Source organism: Pseudoalteromonas shioyasakiensis (assembly GCA_013391845.1).
In the GTDB taxonomy this organism is placed as follows: Bacteria; Pseudomonadota; Gammaproteobacteria; order Enterobacterales; family Alteromonadaceae; genus Pseudoalteromonas; species Pseudoalteromonas apostichopi.
The window spans coordinates 3,227,180-3,244,224 of the sequence record CP058414.1; the positions used below are offsets into that span (position 1 = coordinate 3,227,180).

The following is a 17,045-nucleotide window of genomic DNA, read 5'->3' on the forward strand; positions in this document are numbered from 1 at the left end:
AAAAAGTTTAACGCGCAGGCCAATTCTAGCGTAAAATAGCGCCAGTTTAAATCTACAAAACACTGGTATTTGCTCTATTTTAGGTATATCCTGCGATATTAGTATTTAAATTTCTTGACAGCAGAAAAGGCACGATATGGTTCACGTAGTGCACAAACTTCCCAAAAAACACAAACTGCTTATTCTCGGTTTGGTTTCTGCTATTGTCGGCTTGGCATTATTGCCTTCTGAAAAAGCCACCGCATCAAAGGACAACAGTGCGAACGCACTTGAAATTGGCAAACGCTACGAATTACAAGTTAAAGTTGATGATAACGAAAAACTAACTGAGCTAAATTCGGAGCAAGCAGCAGCAAAACTTCCAGAATACGAGCTTATCGACCATGAAGTACGTAATGGCGATAATTTAGCACTTATATTCAAACGTGCGGGTTTCTCAGCGCAAACATTACACAAACTAGTTAATACCAACGCTGAAACTCGTAAGTTAACAAAAATTCACCCAGGCGAAATCTTAAGCTTTGCAACGGCCGAAGATGGCTCTCTAGCGCAGCTTCGTTATGTGATTTCAAAAACAGATACCTTATACGTTACATTAAATGACGAAGGTAACTACGACACCGCTATTGATAGCAAAGAAATCGAAACGCTAAGTAAATCAGCTGGCGGTGAGATCTCTAATAGTTTTTGGACGTCTGGTATTGCCGCTGGTTTAAGCGAGCGTCAAATTATGAATTTTGCTGACATCTTCGGTTGGGATGTCGACTTCGCTAATGACATTCGTAAAGGTGACCAATTTGGTCTTATTTACGAAGCTCACTATGTTGATGGTGAGTACATTGGTGATGGTAAAATTATTGCCGCAGAATTTATTAATCAAGGCGAGCGTTATACCGCTATTCGCCATACAGATGGTAACTTCTACACACCTGAAGGCCGTAGCATGAAAAAAGCCTTCTTACGTGCGCCAGTTAACTTTAAGTATATTAGCTCGAGCTTTAATCCTCGCCGCTTACACCCTGTGACTAAGACGGTAAAACCACATAATGGTATTGATTACGCTGCACGTACAGGTACGCCAGTGGTTTCATCGGGTAATGGTAAAGTAATTAAAGCTGGTTATAGTAAGTACAATGGTAACTACGTATTTATTAGCCATGGCACACAGTATGTGACTAAATACTTACACTTAAACAAGAAAATGGTTAGAACAGGCCAAAAAGTGAAGCAAGGCCAAAAAATTGGTACCGTTGGTGCGACAGGCCGCGTAACAGGCCCACACTTACACTATGAATTCTTAGTAAACGGTGTGCACCGTAATCCGAAAACAGTCAAACTACCTAAATCAGAGCCTTTACCGCGCGATGAGCTAGCTAAGTTTAAACCAATTGCTGATAACTTCTTAGCGCAATTACAGCGTAACAGAGAGTTACAACTAGCGTTAAATAAGTAGCTAAGTAAACATAATAAAGCCGCTTCAATTGAAGCGGCTTTTTCGTTTCTGAGACAATTCAAGCTAAAACGGTTATGGCGTTATCAAACTAAACTTATTGCCGACTCTATTCATACCTTAAATTAAACACGCTCATTACCGATACAATTATTATCTTAATAATACATAGATAAGCTGAATAATTAGCGAAATCATCACTAGTGGCCAAATATACTTTGCATATTTAGTTGCGCCATCAAGCCCCATTTTAGACTGATACTTTTCAAGTAGCGGTATTAGAATAACCAAGGCAACAAAAAGGCAGAGTAAGATAATAAAAATATTCATGATGGCTTCCTTACACAAGAATCATTTAACTACCTAGTCTATAGACAAAAAAAAGCGCAGTAAAATTACTGCGCCAGTCGGTTGGAAGTAAATCGACTTAGCCAACAATAGCTAAAAGAATACCTGCTGCAACGGCACTTCCTAATACCCCTGCTACGTTTGGCCCCATGGCATGCATTAACAAGAAGTTATGCGGGTTGCTCTCAAGACCAACCTTATTAACCACACGTGCTGCCATTGGTACCGCTGATACACCTGCTGCGCCCACTAATGGGTTGATTGGCGATTTAGAGATCTTATTAAGCCCTTTTGCCATAAACACACCTGAAGCTGTACCTATCGCAAAGGCCAAAGCACCTAACACCAAAATACCTATTGTTTCTACGGTTAAGAACTTATCTGCCGCAAGCTTTGAGCCCACCGCTAAGCCTAAGAAAATGGTGGTAATGTTGATGATTTCGTTTTGTGCACTATTACTTAAACGATCAACCACGCCCGATTCACGCATCAAGTTACCCAAGCAGAACATACCTACCAGAGGTGTTGCAGCTGGTAAAAACAAGATGGTTAAACTCAACACCATTAACGGGAAAACAATTTTCTCTTTCTTCGATACAGTACGAAGTTGCGGCATTTGAATTTCACGCTCTTCTTGTGTAGTTAGTGCACGCATAATTGGCGGCTGAATAATTGGCACCAATGCCATGTATGAATAAGCCGCAACTGCGATTGCACCAAGTAAATCAGGCGCTAACTTAGATGCTAAGAAAATAGCTGTTGGACCATCTGCACCACCAATTATGGCAATCGCAGATGCATCTTGTAGTGTAAATTCAAAGCCAGGAATAAAGTTAAGTAGTATTGCACCAAATAGAGTAGCAAAAATACCAAACTGTGCAGCCGCACCTAACAACAACATACGAGGGTTTGCTATCAAGGCACTAAAGTCTGTAAGCGCACCAACCCCCATGAAGATCAAAAGTGGGAACACCCCAGAATCAATCCCGATGTGGTACACATAATAAAGTAACCCACCCGGCTCAGATAACCCGGCCACAGGGATATTCGTTAAAATAGCCCCAAAGCCAATAGGTAATAACAACAGTGGCTCAAAGTTACGTGCAATTGCTAAATAAAGTAACAAGCAACCAACCGCAATCATGATCAATGCCGCAAAGGTAAAATTAGCAATACCCGTGGCATGCCAGAGGTTTAAAACACCATCCATCCTCTGCCTCTCCTATGCTAGCGCGATTAGCGCATCGCCAGTGGCAACAGAGTCACCCTCAGCTACTAATACTTCTGCAATTGTACCTGAGTGTACGGCGCGAACTTCTGTTTCCATTTTCATCGCTTCCATGATAATAACCACATCACCTTCATTTACTGTTTGGCCTGGTTTCACTTTCACTTTAAAAATATTACCAGCCAACGGCGCATTGAGTGTTTCGCCTGCTGACGCTGAAGCAGACTGAGGAATTAATTCACTGTCTTTTAAAGTTACTTCTTTAAGCTCACCACCTTGTGCTACGACGACATCGTAAACTTTACCATCAACTTTAACGCTGTATTGCTCCGCTTTTACAGGGCTTGAAGAAGCAGGTTTGCTTTCAGACTTGGCAACTTCACCTGTTGGAATTGCTTCAAACGCATCTGGGTTGTTGCGGTTTTTAATAAATTTAAGGCCTATTTGTGGGAATAATGCATAAGTAAGTACATCATCAATCACGTCATCAGCAAGTTCTAAACCTTGCTCTTTGGCTTCACTTAATAACTCAGCTTCAAGTTTCTCAAGCTCAGGCTCTAATTTATCTGCAGGACGACAAGTAATTGCCTCTGCGCCTTCTAGCACTCGTTCTTGCAGCTCTTTATTCATAGGTGCAGGAGTGGCACCATATTCACCTTTGAGCACGCCCGCAGTTTCTTTAGTAATGGTTTTGTAACGCTCGCCAGTTAATACGTTAAGTACCGCTTGGGTACCTACAATTTGCGAGGTTGGCGTAACCAAAGGAATAAAACCTAAGTCTTCACGAACACGTGGGATCTCAAGTAATACTTGATCAAGCTTATCAGCCGCGCCTTGTTCTTTAAGCTGGTTTTCCATGTTAGTTAACATGCCGCCAGGTACCTGTGCTAATAAGATGCGACCATCAACGCCTTTTAAGCTACCTTCAAAAGCAGCATATTTCTTACGTACATCACGGAAGTAAGCTGCAATTTCTTCTAATTGGTTTAAATCAAGGCCAGTATCTCGCTCTGTGCCTTCGACAATTGAAACTATTGTCTCCGTTGCGCTATGACCATAAGTCATACTCATTGACGAAATCGCCGTATCAAGCATATCAATACCTGCATCGATTGCTTTTTGATAAGTTGCAGTGCTTAAGCCAGTAGTAGCATGGCATTGCATCGCAATAGGAATAGACACGGTTTCTTTTAGGCCTTTGATCAACTGCTCACAATCATATGGCTTTAATAAACCTGCCATATCTTTAATACAAATCGAATGACAGCCAAGCTCTTCAAGCTGTTTTGCAAGTTTCAGCCACATATCAAGTGTATGTACAGGACTTACTGTGTATGAAATTGTACCTTGAGCGTGAGCTCCCACTTTAACAGCTGCTTTAATAGCAGTTTCAAGGTTTCGTACATCGTTCATCGCATCGAAAATACGAAATACATCAACACCATTTTTGTGTGCTCGCTCGACAAACTTTTCGACCACATCATCAGCATAATGACGGTAGCCTAAAAGGTTTTGTCCACGAAGTAACATTTGCTGCTTAGTGTTTGGCATTGCAGCCTTTAGTTCGCGAATACGTTGCCAAGGATCTTCACCTAAATAACGGATACACGAGTCAAACGTTGCCCCCCCCCATGATTCAATTGACCAATAACCCGCATTGTCGAGTTTTTCGGCTATGGGTAGCATGTCGTCTAAGCGCATACGCGTTGCCAAAAGAGACTGGTGTGCGTCACGCAATACTAATTCGGTTAATTTTAATTTAGCCATGTTCGAGCTGCCCCGTTATTTTTGTTTATTTCGAAATTGAGCGATTGCAGCGCTTATTGCTGCAATATGTGCCTGAGGCACACCCTGTTGAGGTTGAATTTTTGCTGTTCGCGTAGGTTCTGCACTTGCTGGATCATCAAATCGACCCACTAGTTTTGACATTAAAGTGACTGCTGTAATCAGAATAGTCAGAAAAACAAACACGCCTACCATGCCTGTTACCATCAAACTGGCCGCAGTGGTGAGTAATCCACCTATATCCATACGACTCCCCTTGCTTACTTAAAATAAAAAGTTATTTTTGTTAAATAATTATGCACCAATAATAACAAACCAAAATCATTTGTATAGCACCATTGTAAATTGGTAAAACCAATTAATTTTAAAATAACATGCCGCACATATAATTAACACCCTACATTTCCATCATTCAAAGCCTCGATATAGATGATATAAATAGTCGATATAGCCATAAGTTATATGTTCAGCTATTAACTAAAAACCAGCAAGCGTCTAAAAACCACACACAACAAGGTGTTAGACTTTACCAACCAATAAAAAGTTAAATTGGTCTTACCAATACTGTGGCAATCTGATGTTTTCCTCATGCAACTCAATATGAAAAAATATCACTATGAATAACTTACATGCTTACTCGTAAATGTTACCAAGTGATGAACATCTACCAGCATCACAAATAAAGGTAAACCATTGAAATAAAACAAGTAAAACATCTGGCACAGAACTCGCTTCAGTTACATCGAACTTTAGAAAATTTAAATAGCCAAGGAGACCATTATGTTACGCTGGACCATTACTTTTTTAGTTATCGCGTTAATCGCAGCAGTGTTAGGTTTTGGTGGTATCGCAGGAGCCGCTGCAGGCATCGCTAAAATTATCTTTTTTATATTTTTAGTACTACTAGTTATTTCACTGGTATCTGGAGCTCTTAGAGGTAACGCCCCTAAGTAGTTATAAGCAAATAACCACTTAATTTATTTTATTTACAAGGAATTTCGTTATGAAAAATTCAACTTTGAAAGCCGCTACTATCGCTCTATTTTCAGGTCTATTCATCATGGGTTGTGAAGATAACTCGGCAGAAGATGCAGGTGAGCGTATTGATGAAGCAATTACTGATACACAAAATGCTGTTGAAGACGCATGTGAAGAAGTAAAAGAAGGTGTTAACGCAGAAGAAACTAACTGCTAATCACAACACTTTATGAAGAAAGCGGCCAAGTGTCGCTTTTTTTGTGTATGCAAGTTAGCAAGTTAGCAAGTTAGCAAGTTAGCAAGTTAGCAAGTTAGCAAGTTAGCAAGTTAGCAAGTTAGCAACTCTAGGCTGCCTGCTGCTTGTGTCAAGGAGCTTGCTAACTTTACTCTTTCCCCCAGAAACACGCTAATTTGTTAGGTTTCGCTCCGTTTTGCCCTACGTCATATAGGTCGTCATTTATGGCGACACGTGTTTTATCACACATACGTGACGGGCTAAAGCCCGACTTACAGCCGCATAAATTGAGAGAATCGCGCGAAATAAATTTCACGCCTACGCGGGGTAAACCCGCAGCTACCTTAAGCTCGTAACTTTACTCTTTCCCCTAGAAACTCGCTAACTTGTTGGGTTTCGCTCCGCTCTACCCAACCTACAGGCTCTTTTGTTTTAATCTGATAGCTGACGGCTGAAAGCTGATAGCTCCTTTCTCTAGAAGCTCGCAACTTTACTCTTTCACCTAGAAACTCGCTAACTTGTTGGGTTTCACTTACAACCCGTTGTGAGGGGCTCGTTTGTCGTTACACTCGCTATATGCCACTTCCCATCAACAAAGCTCACTTTTGCTACATCACTCACAGCAAAATCACCAGGTACATTCAAGCGTGTTAAGTTACTTGCTAACTGTTGTTTACAGTATGGACCTGTATCACCATGCATCACTAACACAGGCTTATTGGTGTGCTTTGCGAAGTCACTAATGGCATCACGGTATACTTTAAAAGCATCACAGTTTGAGCGCTGTGATTCACTACAAACTGGTTTACTGGTCGGGTGGTAAATATCAGCCTGAAAGCCAAACACATACGCCTTAGCATCTTGTTGAACGAGTGCTTGTTTTAACCAAATTAAATTGTACTTATCACGTTTGTCGGCTGCATCAAGTGCTGCGCTTTTGTCACTTTTTAAAATTTGCGAGCGACCATTAAAAGTACCTGGTATATGTAAGGTGCGAAACTCAATGCCATCGAATTGCCAACGAGCATTCTCTAGCATTTCAGCTTGTGTTACATAACCCTGTAACTGTTTTGCTTTTTGTCTATAAGCATCGTCGAACATTAAGCCTTTAACAAAACTTAGCCGTTCGAGCTCATCGAATTGAGGAGTTAATGTGACGCGGTCGCAATCTGTCCACTCATTATCACCTGGGGTGTAAATAAAAGGCTGCGTAGTCAGCGATGTTAATAACGCCTTATTAGTTTGCAAAAGCTTATTCGTGCAAGCAAGCGCTCCTGATTTCATATCGCCAAGGTGCATTAAAAAGCCATGGGGTGTTGCAGCGATTGCCTTAGTAATTTTTCCGTCATTTGCGAGATTAATTTCATCAATCGGGGTGTATGGCATATCGCCCATAACTAAAAAAGTATTTGAAGTCATTGCAAGCGCTAATGACATTGAACTAACAAACATACAACTTACCCCTAAAAATACAGATACCTTAAGCTCTCATAATGACAACTAAATGAAAACCAACTGCGGCAGTTTTTTTCTATCAATGTTAAACTGCTGCCAGTCGAATAAGTGAGTCTGAGAATGACATTAAGTACAAATTACACACTAGATAAACCGTATTATTACGAATGCTTTGATGAGTCTTTACCTTATTCATCACAAGCCAAGCCTAAATACCCGCTGTTGGCATTGTTAATAACCTTAGGCTTATTAGCTTTTTATCAATTAGAGAACCATTATCTGGGCAGCTTTATGATTATGCTTGCTGTCGTTGAGTGTTTATCGTTTTATTACAAGCGCCCATGGTGGGTCGCAAGACAAATGATGAGCCGAGCATCAGGTAGCGAAGTGATCATCATCTTTGATGATGAAGGAGTGAAGGCCGAAAACCCACATAAAAGCTACCAATTAAGCTGGCAACAAATTAGTGAGATTATTGAAACTGAGCGAGGTTATATTTTAAAGGCGCAGCGCGGTATGCAATATATTTCTAAACAAGCGCTAAATGATGAAATAACAGCTGAACTAAATAAAAGAGCCACTCAATGAGTGGCTCTTAAAAATATCTATCGCTGATTAAACATTGCCCGGATTTGGGTTAGATTTCTCTGCTTGGATTCGCATGTAGATTTCTTCACGATGTACTGATACATCTTTAGGTGCATTTACACCAATGCGAACTTGATTTCCTTTAACACCAAGAACAGTAACTGTTACTTCGTCACCGATCATAAGGGTTTCACCTACTCTACGAGTTAGTATTAGCATTCTCTTGCTCCCATGTTCCAAAAAATTAAAAGATTCCGCGTCAAAAACATTCTAATGAAATCTAGACTTAAAAGTAAGTAAAAACTCTAGATCTTATTCATTTTCAGTTAAAAAAACTTTGTGTAGTGCACGTACAGCCAGTTCTAAATATTTTTCATCAATTAAAACTGATATCTTTATTTCTGATGTCGATACAAGCATCACTTTGATGTTTTCTTCGCCAAGCGCATTAAAAAATAAGCTTGCCACACCAGAGTGAGATTTCATCCCTACACCTACAGCAGACACCTTGGCAACATTGCTGACCCCTTTAATAGATTCTGCGCTGATACCACCTTGGTTTTTGGTCAGAATTTCGAGCGCTTGCTCAAAATCATTCGTGTGCACAGTAAAAGCATAGTCTATTTTTTCAAAGTTATGATTAACTTGATTAATCATATCTATTTCGATGCCGAATTCTGCGAAAAGTTTCAATATTTTTGCAAGGTTTTCCGTCCCTTGGTGCACGCCATTGACGTAAATCAAACTTTCGTCACGATTAAAGGCGATACCCGACACAATGTTTGCTTGCACATCCGGTTCCTCAAAACTGATCAAGGTTCCTTGATCCGGGTTAAAACTCGATAACACTCTGAGCGGTATATTGTATTTTCCTGCGGCTTCGACACTGCGAATATGCAGAACCTTAGCCCCAAGACTGGCCATTTCAAGCATCTCTTCGAAGGTAACATGGCTCATACGTCGCGCATTTGGTTCAATACGCGGATCAGTGGTGTATACCCCATCAACATCGGTGTAAATTTGACATTCATCCGCATTGACAGCACCTGCAATCTCAACCGCAGAAGTATCTGTACCACCGCGACCGAGCGTGGTGATATTACCTTCAATATCGCGCCCCTGAAAGCCTGCAATTATGGCAATACGGTTATGCTCAAGCTCATGCTTTAGACGAGTCGCAGCAACCTCTTCAATACGCGCTTTACCAAACATATTGTCGGTGCGAATATTAACCTGATCGGCAAGTAAGCTTACCGCTGAATGACCACGTTTAATGATAGCCATTGCCAATAAAGAGACTGAGACTTGCTCACCTGTGGTCAGCAATACATCAAGCTCACGAGCGCTAGGTCGAGAATCGATTTGTTTAGCGAGTTCAATAAGACGGTTAGTTTCTCCCGACATAGCCGAAAGCACTACCACAACTTGGTGGCCTTGTTGCTTAGTTTTTACAACAAGGTCGGCGACGGCCTCAATTCGCTCTATTGAGCCAACTGAGGTGCCACCGAATTTTTGGACGATAAGTGCCACTAGTGATTAAGAACGCTCAGTTAACCAGCCAGTTACACTTTCTAAGGCTGCAGTAAGGTTCTCTGGCTGAGTACCACCTGCTTGTGCCATATCAGGACGACCACCGCCCTTACCGCCTACTTGTGCAGCCATGTGATTTACAAGCTCACCAGCTTTCACTTTACCTGTTAGGTCTTTAGTTACACCCGCGATCAGGCTTACTTTATCGCCATTGGCTACACCAAGAGCAATTACACCTGAACCAATCTTAGTTTTCAGGTCATCAACCATGCCACGTAGTGCTTTAGATTCAGTACCAGCAACATCAGCGACCAGAAGTTTGATACCATTCACTTCAACTACAGAGTCAAGTAACGATGCCCCTGCCGCACTTGCTAGCTTGTCGTTAAGCTGGGCAATTTGCTTCTCAAGACCTTTTGACTTCTCAAGTAATGCTGTCACTTTTTCAAGTACACTGCTGCTATCACCTTTTACTAGCGCTGCAACATCATTTAGCTGTTGCTCTTGCTCACTAACATAGGCAACAGCTTCTGCACCTGTTACTGCTTCGATACGGCGAATACCTGCCGCGATACCACTTTCTGACACAATTTTGAATAAGCCGATATCACCAGCACGCTTAACGTGAGTACCACCACATAGTTCAATTGAGTAATCACCAATGGTTACTACGCGAACTTCGTCGTCGTATTTTTCACCGAATAATGCCATTGCACCTTTTGCTTTGGCATCTTCAATAGCCATTAGCTCAGTTTCAAGAGCAAAGTTACGACGGATCTCATCATTCACTGCGCGCTCGATTTGACGTAATTCGTCTTTTGTTACCGCTTCAAAGTGAGAGAAGTCAAAACGTAAACGCTCAGGGTCAACAAGTGAACCTTTTTGATTTACGTGCTCACCTAAAATTTGACGTAACGTCTCGTGCAATATGTGTGTTGCAGTGTGGTTTTTCTTGATGCTATCGCGACGTGCTGCATCAATTGTTGCCTCTGCTTTATCATTTGTACCAATGCGTCCTTGAACACGACCGTGGTGCGCAAATGCGTTACCAAGCTTAGTAGTGTTAGTGACTACGAACTCACCACCAGCGACTTTTAACACACCCGTGTCACCAACCTGGCCACCAGATTCAGCATAAAAAGGTGTACGGTCTAAGATTGCGATACCTTCTTGACCATCTTCAAGTACAGAAACTGATTGACCTTCAGAGAAAAGCTCAACCACAGTGCCAGTGTAATGCTCTGCATCGTAACCTTTAAAGTCAGTGTGTTTTTCTGACTTAAGTTGTTGGTTGTAATCAGCACCAAACTTACCAGCTTGCTGTGCTTGCTTACGCTGTACAGCCATACATTCTTGGAAGCCGTGTTCATCAATCGTCATGAAACGCTCACGCGCCACATCTGCTGTTAAGTCAGCAGGGAAACCGTAAGTGTCATAAAGCTTGAACACTAAGTCGCCAGGGATCACATCACCTTTGATGTCAGTTAGGCTTTCTTCTAAAATAGCCAGACCACGCTCAAGTGTTTTACCAAACTGCTCTTCTTCGATACGCAGTACTTTTTCAATAATTTCTTGTTGCTTAGCAAGCTCTGGGTACGCTTGACCCATTTGCTCAATTAGCGCAGCAACTAGCTTGTAGAAGAATGCACCTTTCGCGCCTAGCTTGTTACCGTGACGAACTGCACGACGAATAATACGACGTAACACATAGCCACGGCCTTCGTTTGATGGCATAACGCCATCAGATACTAAGAACGCACATGAACGAATGTGGTCAGCAACAACGCGTAGTGATTTATCATCTAAGTCTTGCGCGTTTGTTACTTTAGCCGCAGCGGCAATAAGTGCTTGGAATAAATCGATTTCGTAGTTTGAGTGAACGCCTTGTAAAATTGCAGAGATACGCTCAAGACCCATACCTGTATCAACAGACTGCTTAGGAAGAGGTTCCATTGTGCCGTCGGCATGGCGGTTATACTGCATAAATACTAGGTTCCAGATCTCGATGAAACGGTCACCGTCTTCTTCTGGAGAGCCAGGAGGACCACCCCAAATTTCTTCACCGTGATCGTAAAAGATTTCAGAACATGGACCACAAGGACCCGTATCACCCATTGACCAGAAGTTATCGCTAGTTGCAATGCGAATAATGCGATCTTCACTTAGACCCACTTCTTTATGCCAAATGTTGAAGGCTTCTTCATCATCGTGATAAATGGTTACTAGTAGCTTTTCTTGCGGTAGTTTTACAACATCAGTTAAAAACTCCCACGCAAACTTGATTGCGTCTTGCTTGAAGTAATCACCAAAGCTGAAGTTACCTAACATTTCAAAGAATGTATGGTGACGTGCAGTGTAACCTACGTTTTCTAGGTCGTTATGTTTACCACCTGCACGCACACAACGTTGTGAGCTGGTCGCACGTGAGTAAGGGCGGCTTTCGGCACCTAAAAATACATCTTTAAATTGCACCATACCGGCGTTATTAAATAATAACGTGGCATCGTTACCCGGGATCAGCGAGCTTGAAGGAACAATTTGGTGTTGTTTAGAGGCAAAAAAGTCTAAGAACTGTTGCCTGATCTGTGCGGTAGTCATATGCTGCATGTGAAAATCTCACCCGTTTATTGCTGTGCTTGCATTGCAAAATCAATTTGTTCGTAATTAAAGCCTCGATACATCAAGTAGCGTACACGTTTCGCTCTTTCTTTATGGTCGAGTTCTTTACCTGAATTTGAAAACTTCTTTAAATATGCGTCCTGCGCGAGTTCGAACCAATCGACTTCGAACTCCTCGAGCGTCTTATCTAATAATGCTCGGTCTATCCCTTTTGCCATTGCTTCGCTCTGAATGCGTTTTGCACCATGATACTTAGCTAAATGGCGGCGTACAAACCCTTCACAGTAGCGCTGTTCGTTGATAAAGTTGTGTGACTCACACCAGTCTAACAAGCGTTCTGTGAACTCCGGCGACGCCTCTTTTTGCAGTAACTTTCGTGTTAAATCTCGACGCGAATAATCTTGTCGAGACAGTAACCAAAGTACATAATTCTTTAACTTTTGTTCTTTATCATCCATTACGCGTCAAAGCGTCCTGATTGTGACTGTGCTTCAGGTGCTTTTGTTTGGTCATCACCTTTTGGCACAACCGGCATAAAAATAGCCTGAAAAGACACAAAGAAACTAATGTAACAAATTGGCATTAAAACCAATAGAGGAATAAATGATAAAGGAATACAGATTACCATTAAAACGGCGCAAATTAGACCATAAACACTCAGTGGTGCCATATTATGGTAAAACACCATGAATGAGGTTTTTAAAACCTGAAACATATTGCTTTGTTTTTGAAAGTAAACCAATGGCACTGCATAAGCAAAAGCTGTTAGATACACACAGATAGCCAATAGAAATACCGCAACTTGCCCCATTGAAATGGTTGCCAATAAATCTGTAATGTGTGTTTGGTTCTGCGGATCAAAAGTCTGGCTCGAAATAACTGCGTAGGCATCAGCAAAAATGAAATTAGAAAGTAAGGCTAATAAAATACCTGCCGCCATCTGATACACTGCAACGCGCACTAAACCTATACGGTTTCCTTTATTACTAAACGGCTTAAAGATATCAGCTTGGCTGATAGTCCCGCCTTGTTGTTTTGTTAATACAGCTTGATAAAAACCAGCCATCAAAAACGGGGTTACAAATGCACCAACAACTTGCAGTAAAGGTAGCAGCAATGCCAAAAAGCTAATTATCACGATTAGCAGGTGCATTAAAATAAAGGTAAACGGTTGCAGCTTAAAGATTTCCCATCCAGCTTTAAACCATTTAACGCCTGCACCTGCTTTAAAAATACGTACTTCGATCGACATAGTTTCTCATTCAATAACAACAAAACGCACCGAGTATAACTGGGTGCGCTACTTGTTTATAGTCACCTATAGTGAAAATTACTCAGGCTTTTTAATTTTTTTAATATCAAGCATGTGCGAGCCATGTTTGATTTTCGTTTCGAGGTAAGCTCGGTTACCTACCACACCCGCTTTGATGTGTGCATGAGTGCCAACCACCGACTCAACCTCAATGCCTGCATCACGCAGTGCTTTAAGCTTATTTGGGTTGTTTGTCATTAACTTAACGTGATTTAAGTTAAGCGCTTCTAACATTAACACTGCGTCTGAAAAGTCACGCAAATCGTCAGCAAAACCCAAGTGGTTATTCGCTTCGTAAGTATTCATGCCTTGTGACTGCAATACATACGCATCAATTTTATTGTATAAACCAATGCCACGGCCTTCTTGGCGTAAATATAATAAAATGCCACCTTGCTGGTGCATCATTTCGATACACTCATTTAATTGCTCACCACAATCACAACGAGACGAGTGAAATACATCTCCCGTTAAACATTCTGAATGCATACGAATTAATGGTACGTCTTGCTTTGTGTCGGCTTGATTAAAAACTAAAGCAACATGCTCTTGGCCATCTTTTAAGCCACTGAAAGATACGATTTCTGCAGGGATATCACTGTTTTTGCCAACATTCAGCTGGACTCTTGCTCTTACTTGCGCCACGACAAATCCAAATTAAAAAATAAATGCGATACTGCAAATGTGATTACAACAGCTTGAAGGTTGTAAGGATGCAACATACGACGAGTGATAACTAATATTGAGGCAGTTACCAGCAATTCAAGTATTATACACTCAAACCACCCCAAGATACGAGCTTTGCGCCTCGCTTTAGTGGCGCTAATAAAGTACCTTAAAAGCTCTACCCTCTACAGCTAGGCTATTGAATTAAAAAAATTACTTAATAAACCTTTGCAGATATTCGAAAAAATAGATTAGTTTAATCTCAATAAACCGCTAAGCCTTTTTTCAAACCATTAATAAAAACAACAATAATAGGGAATATTATGAAAAAAGCCTTCGTGCTAATTTGTAGCGCCCTGCGACTAAGCCTGCCAATCATCAGTTCAACGAATCATACTTCGTACCTTAAACCTTAACAGTGACACATCGAGTGTAATTTGCTACCTTGCACCTAATGATGATAATAATTATCATCAACAAGTATTAATCCCCCCCTTCTCTGGGCAAAATAATAAGGACTATTATGAAAAAAAGCTCACTTGCCTTATGCATTACACTACTGTTTAGCCAGCAAGGCATTGCCAATGAAACGACCACCCAAGAATTTAACGAGACCTACCGCGCTTATGTCGCCGCTGTAGAAAATAAGCAAGACAGTAGTGAGCTTGCCAAAAAAGCGTTTGAGCTTGGTAAAGAAATTTATGGAGAAAGCGCCGACAACACCGCTAATCTTGCTATTAACTATGCAAACAGCCTTGCTGAATACAAACAAGAACAACGCTTTGAGTTATATCGTACAGCCTACGAAATACTAGAACAAAACCATGGCAAGCTAAGTGTACAAGTGTATGACTCATTAATCGGCATGGCAGAATCAACTCCCTCAGCAAAGCGTGCTGATACATATCTTGATGATGTCATTGCTATTGCTGAAAAACAAAACTCAGCCAAGCTTGTTGCAGATGCAAAAATGACCGCCGCTCGTATCCTCGCTTACAAAGGTAGTGGCGAGCGCTATTACACAGCAAAGGAATATCTTGAAGAAGCCGATAAGTACTACCAAGAAAACTTACCAAATAACGCAGTTGATCGGATCAGTGCAGACTTTTTAGTTGCCGCATTTGCAGAAAATCAACGTAAATACAGCACCGCCATTGAACGTTTAAATCACGTAGTTAGTGTATTTGATCAAGAGTTAGACTTTGATCATCAAACCGAATTAAACGCCCATTCAAAGCTAGTTCACTTATACGAAAAAACAGGTAAAAGCGACGAAGCAACTAAACATTGCTTAGCGATAGCGAAAATGGTGCCATGGAAAGAGAGCCAAGAACAAGAACCATTATACCGCGTGCATCCTAAATATCCAAAATCAAAAGTTCAACGTATGGAAGATGGCAGTGTCGTAATGGAGTTTGAAGTAACCCCGTCTGGCTTTGTAGACAACATAACTGTGGTAGGTTCTGAGGGTGGCTCTGCATTTGAAAGAGAAGCGATTAAAGCAGTAAAACAATGGCGTTATGCCCCTAAGTTTGAAAACGGTCAAGCGATTGCTGCGACTTCTCGGGTGCAATTAGACTTTAAAATCAACAACTAAATAACAGGGTCGCAGTGCGACCCTTTTTTATACCAATTCGCTTTATTAAGTGATCTATTTTGAGGCAAGAAAACCTCGTTGATAGCAAGGCAAAAATTTCGTTATTTAGTTGTTCTAAATCAGAAATTTTTAACGTAGATAGCGACAGGTTTAATCCCTCAAAATGATTAAGTATTATTGCGGATTGGTATCATAGCTTTTTAAGCAGGTTATCGGCTGCGTCCTCAATTAAATCGAGTACTTTTTCAAAGCCTTGATCGCCACCATAATAGGGATCGGGGATTTCGCTCTCTCCTGCATCACCATGACTTAAAAACAGCGACAACTTATATTCTAAGTGCTCTGGGCACATGGCATGTAAATCAGCAAGATTTTGCTTGTCGGCTGCGAGAATTAAGTCAAACTCATGAAAATCAGCTTGAGCCACTGGTCGCGAATAAATCCCTTTAAAACTATAACCGCGCTTTTCAGCTGCTGCTTTTGAGCGTGAATCTGGAGGATTACCTTGGTGGTAACCAGTGGTGCCAGCAGAATCAACTTTGACATTGACACCCAGCGCCTTAGCACGACTTCTAAGTACCGCTTCAGCAGTAGGTGAACGGCAAATGTTGCCTAAGCAAACAATCAAAATCTTTTTCATTATTCGTCCTTAAAATTGCTTTAAGATTGACTCATCATAACGTTCTGCATCAAGAGTAAGATTGTATTTATCTGCAACATTATCAAGCTCTGCCTGCTTAATTGCCAGCTCATCCATGGTAATGGTGTTGTCATCGAGCTGCCATAACAAACGCGAACCAGCATAGCTGTATTGAATTGCTAATAAAGCATCTGCATTGCCTTCACGCCCTGCTGCTTTTAACTTAGGCATTTTACGGGTGATTTTATTAAGGGCTTTTTTAAGCTCCCACACATACACTATTTCAGTCATGTAATCATGATTGCGGTATTTATTAAGCACAAAGCCCACCAGCAAACTACACACAACAACACCTAATAGGTTCCAATGAAAATGACTACCGCTTGAGTCAGGGAATAACGCAATTAGCGTTTGTGAAATAGCTAAACTGCCAATGGCTAAAGCAATTACACAGGCAATAATCACTTGGTTTAAATGTTTACGGTAACGTGCTTTGTCTATTTGAATAAGTTTCATAACAACCTAAAAAGTCACACTAAAATTAGTGAAGAAATAAAAAGTGAAAAAATTTCACCCCTTTTTTATTTGCCAGCCGTTTTAGCTATGAAAGCAAT

At 41.1% G+C, this 17,045-nt stretch carries 18 protein-coding genes; 5 read left to right on the forward strand and 13 right to left on the reverse strand.

The window, feature by feature from the left end; translation table 11 throughout:
• Positions 1-136: 136 nt before the first annotated feature.
• Entirely contained in the window at positions 137-1,453 is a 1,317-nt protein-coding gene (locus HYD28_14760) for a peptidoglycan DD-metalloendopeptidase family protein (protein ID QLE10108.1), read from the forward strand.
• Positions 1,454-1,603: 150 nt separating this feature from the next.
• Here the strand turns inward: HYD28_14760 and HYD28_14765 are convergent, their stop codons facing one another.
• The 4 genes from HYD28_14765 to HYD28_14780 form a co-directional block, all read right to left on the reverse strand.
• Positions 1,604-1,780: a hypothetical protein gene (locus tag HYD28_14765; GenBank protein QLE10109.1), complete on the reverse strand. Its 177-nt coding sequence runs from the start codon at positions 1,778-1,780 to the stop codon at positions 1,604-1,606.
• 97 nt (positions 1,781-1,877) lie between these two features.
• Positions 1,878-3,008 carry a sodium ion-translocating decarboxylase subunit beta gene (locus HYD28_14770; GenBank protein ID QLE10110.1) on the reverse strand — a complete coding sequence of 377 codons (1,131 nt, stop codon included), beginning with the start codon at positions 3,006-3,008 and terminating at the stop codon, positions 1,878-1,880.
• 12 nt (positions 3,009-3,020) lie between these two features.
• On the reverse strand, positions 3,021-4,793 hold the full coding sequence (oadA, locus tag HYD28_14775; protein QLE10111.1) for a sodium-extruding oxaloacetate decarboxylase subunit alpha: 1,773 nt from the start codon (positions 4,791-4,793) through the stop codon (positions 3,021-3,023).
• A gap of 15 nt (positions 4,794-4,808) precedes the next feature.
• Positions 4,809-5,057 (reverse strand): OadG family protein, encoded by a 249-nt coding sequence (locus HYD28_14780; GenBank protein ID QLE10112.1) that lies wholly within the window; start codon positions 5,055-5,057, stop codon positions 4,809-4,811.
• Positions 5,058-5,591: 534 nt separating this feature from the next.
• Between HYD28_14780 and HYD28_14785 the strand changes: the two genes are divergently transcribed.
• Both HYD28_14785 and HYD28_14790 read left to right on the forward strand, forming a co-directional pair.
• Positions 5,592-5,765, forward strand: coding sequence for a DUF1328 domain-containing protein (locus HYD28_14785; GenBank protein ID QLE10113.1), 174 nt, complete (start codon positions 5,592-5,594; stop codon positions 5,763-5,765).
• Positions 5,766-5,814: 49 nt separating this feature from the next.
• Positions 5,815-6,006: a hypothetical protein gene (locus tag HYD28_14790; protein QLE10114.1), complete on the forward strand. Its 192-nt coding sequence runs from the start codon at positions 5,815-5,817 to the stop codon at positions 6,004-6,006.
• 546 nt (positions 6,007-6,552) lie between these two features.
• On the opposite strand, the gene HYD28_14795 is transcribed toward HYD28_14790, so the two are convergent.
• A complete protein-coding gene (locus HYD28_14795; GenBank protein ID QLE10115.1) occupies positions 6,553-7,476 on the reverse strand; it encodes a hypothetical protein in 924 nt (307 codons plus the stop codon).
• A 123-nt stretch (positions 7,477-7,599) separates the two neighbouring features.
• Between HYD28_14795 and HYD28_14800 the strand changes: the two genes are divergently transcribed.
• On the forward strand, positions 7,600-8,067 hold the full coding sequence (locus HYD28_14800; protein QLE10116.1) for a YcxB family protein: 468 nt from the start codon (positions 7,600-7,602) through the stop codon (positions 8,065-8,067).
• A 27-nt stretch (positions 8,068-8,094) separates the two neighbouring features.
• On the opposite strand, the gene csrA is transcribed toward HYD28_14800, so the two are convergent.
• The 6 genes from csrA to HYD28_14830 form a co-directional block, all read right to left on the reverse strand.
• Positions 8,095-8,286, reverse strand: coding sequence for a carbon storage regulator CsrA (gene csrA, locus HYD28_14805; protein ID QLE10117.1), 192 nt, complete (start codon positions 8,284-8,286; stop codon positions 8,095-8,097).
• A 93-nt stretch (positions 8,287-8,379) separates the two neighbouring features.
• On the reverse strand, positions 8,380-9,597 hold the full coding sequence (locus tag HYD28_14810; GenBank protein ID QLE10118.1) for an aspartate kinase: 1,218 nt from the start codon (positions 9,595-9,597) through the stop codon (positions 8,380-8,382).
• A gap of 6 nt (positions 9,598-9,603) precedes the next feature.
• Entirely contained in the window at positions 9,604-12,204 is a 2,601-nt protein-coding gene (alaS, locus tag HYD28_14815; GenBank protein QLE10119.1) for an alanine--tRNA ligase, read from the reverse strand.
• Between the two features lie 17 nt (positions 12,205-12,221).
• Positions 12,222-12,674 carry a regulatory protein RecX gene (locus HYD28_14820; GenBank protein QLE10120.1) on the reverse strand — a complete coding sequence of 151 codons (453 nt, stop codon included), beginning with the start codon at positions 12,672-12,674 and terminating at the stop codon, positions 12,222-12,224.
• Entirely contained in the window at positions 12,674-13,468 is a 795-nt protein-coding gene (locus HYD28_14825; protein QLE10121.1) for a hypothetical protein, read from the reverse strand. The genes HYD28_14820 and HYD28_14825 overlap by 1 nt, the downstream gene beginning before the upstream one ends.
• Positions 13,469-13,546: 78 nt before the next feature.
• Positions 13,547-14,173 carry a GTP cyclohydrolase II gene (locus tag HYD28_14830; GenBank protein ID QLE10122.1) on the reverse strand — a complete coding sequence of 209 codons (627 nt, stop codon included), beginning with the start codon at positions 14,171-14,173 and terminating at the stop codon, positions 13,547-13,549.
• Positions 14,174-14,717: 544 nt separating this feature from the next.
• On the opposite strand from HYD28_14830, the gene HYD28_14835 reads away from it, so the two are divergent.
• A complete protein-coding gene (locus HYD28_14835; protein ID QLE10123.1) occupies positions 14,718-15,791 on the forward strand; it encodes an energy transducer TonB in 1,074 nt (357 codons plus the stop codon).
• A 190-nt stretch (positions 15,792-15,981) separates the two neighbouring features.
• Here the strand turns inward: HYD28_14835 and HYD28_14840 are convergent, their stop codons facing one another.
• Together HYD28_14840 and HYD28_14845 are read right to left on the reverse strand one after the other, a co-directional pair.
• On the reverse strand, positions 15,982-16,431 hold the full coding sequence (locus HYD28_14840; GenBank protein QLE10124.1) for a low molecular weight phosphotyrosine protein phosphatase: 450 nt from the start codon (positions 16,429-16,431) through the stop codon (positions 15,982-15,984).
• A gap of 9 nt (positions 16,432-16,440) precedes the next feature.
• Positions 16,441-16,947 (reverse strand): DUF3087 domain-containing protein, encoded by a 507-nt coding sequence (locus HYD28_14845; protein QLE10125.1) that lies wholly within the window; start codon positions 16,945-16,947, stop codon positions 16,441-16,443.
• Positions 16,948-17,045: the final 98 nt, after the last annotated feature.

Excerpts from the sequence above, each read along its gene's own strand:
- HYD28_14790 (QLE10114.1), top strand. The coding sequence starts at position 5,815 with ATGAAAAATTCAACTTTGAAAGCCGCTACTATCGCTCTATTTTCAGGT.
- HYD28_14835 (QLE10123.1), top strand. The coding sequence starts at position 14,718 with ATGAAAAAAAGCTCACTTGCCTTATGCATTACACTACTGTTTAGCCAG.
- HYD28_14845 (QLE10125.1), bottom strand. The coding sequence starts at position 16,947 with ATGAAACTTATTCAAATAGACAAAGCACGTTACCGTAAACATTTAAAC.
- oadA (QLE10111.1), bottom strand. The coding sequence starts at position 4,793 with ATGGCTAAATTAAAATTAACCGAATTAGTATTGCGTGACGCACACCAG.
- HYD28_14840 (QLE10124.1), bottom strand. The coding sequence starts at position 16,431 with ATGAAAAAGATTTTGATTGTTTGCTTAGGCAACATTTGCCGTTCACCT.
- HYD28_14795 (QLE10115.1), bottom strand. The coding sequence starts at position 7,476 with ATGTTTGTTAGTTCAATGTCATTAGCGCTTGCAATGACTTCAAATACT.
- HYD28_14800 (QLE10116.1), top strand. The coding sequence starts at position 7,600 with ATGACATTAAGTACAAATTACACACTAGATAAACCGTATTATTACGAA.
- HYD28_14760 (QLE10108.1), top strand. The coding sequence starts at position 137 with ATGGTTCACGTAGTGCACAAACTTCCCAAAAAACACAAACTGCTTATT.
- HYD28_14825 (QLE10121.1), bottom strand. The coding sequence starts at position 13,468 with ATGTCGATCGAAGTACGTATTTTTAAAGCAGGTGCAGGCGTTAAATGG.
- csrA (QLE10117.1), bottom strand. The coding sequence starts at position 8,286 with ATGCTAATACTAACTCGTAGAGTAGGTGAAACCCTTATGATCGGTGAC.
- alaS (QLE10119.1), bottom strand. The coding sequence starts at position 12,204 with ATGCAGCATATGACTACCGCACAGATCAGGCAACAGTTCTTAGACTTT.
- HYD28_14785 (QLE10113.1), top strand. The coding sequence starts at position 5,592 with ATGTTACGCTGGACCATTACTTTTTTAGTTATCGCGTTAATCGCAGCA.
- HYD28_14770 (QLE10110.1), bottom strand. The coding sequence starts at position 3,008 with ATGGATGGTGTTTTAAACCTCTGGCATGCCACGGGTATTGCTAATTTT.
- HYD28_14780 (QLE10112.1), bottom strand. The coding sequence starts at position 5,057 with ATGGATATAGGTGGATTACTCACCACTGCGGCCAGTTTGATGGTAACA.
- HYD28_14820 (QLE10120.1), bottom strand. The coding sequence starts at position 12,674 with ATGGATGATAAAGAACAAAAGTTAAAGAATTATGTACTTTGGTTACTG.
- HYD28_14765 (QLE10109.1), bottom strand. The coding sequence starts at position 1,780 with ATGAATATTTTTATTATCTTACTCTGCCTTTTTGTTGCCTTGGTTATT.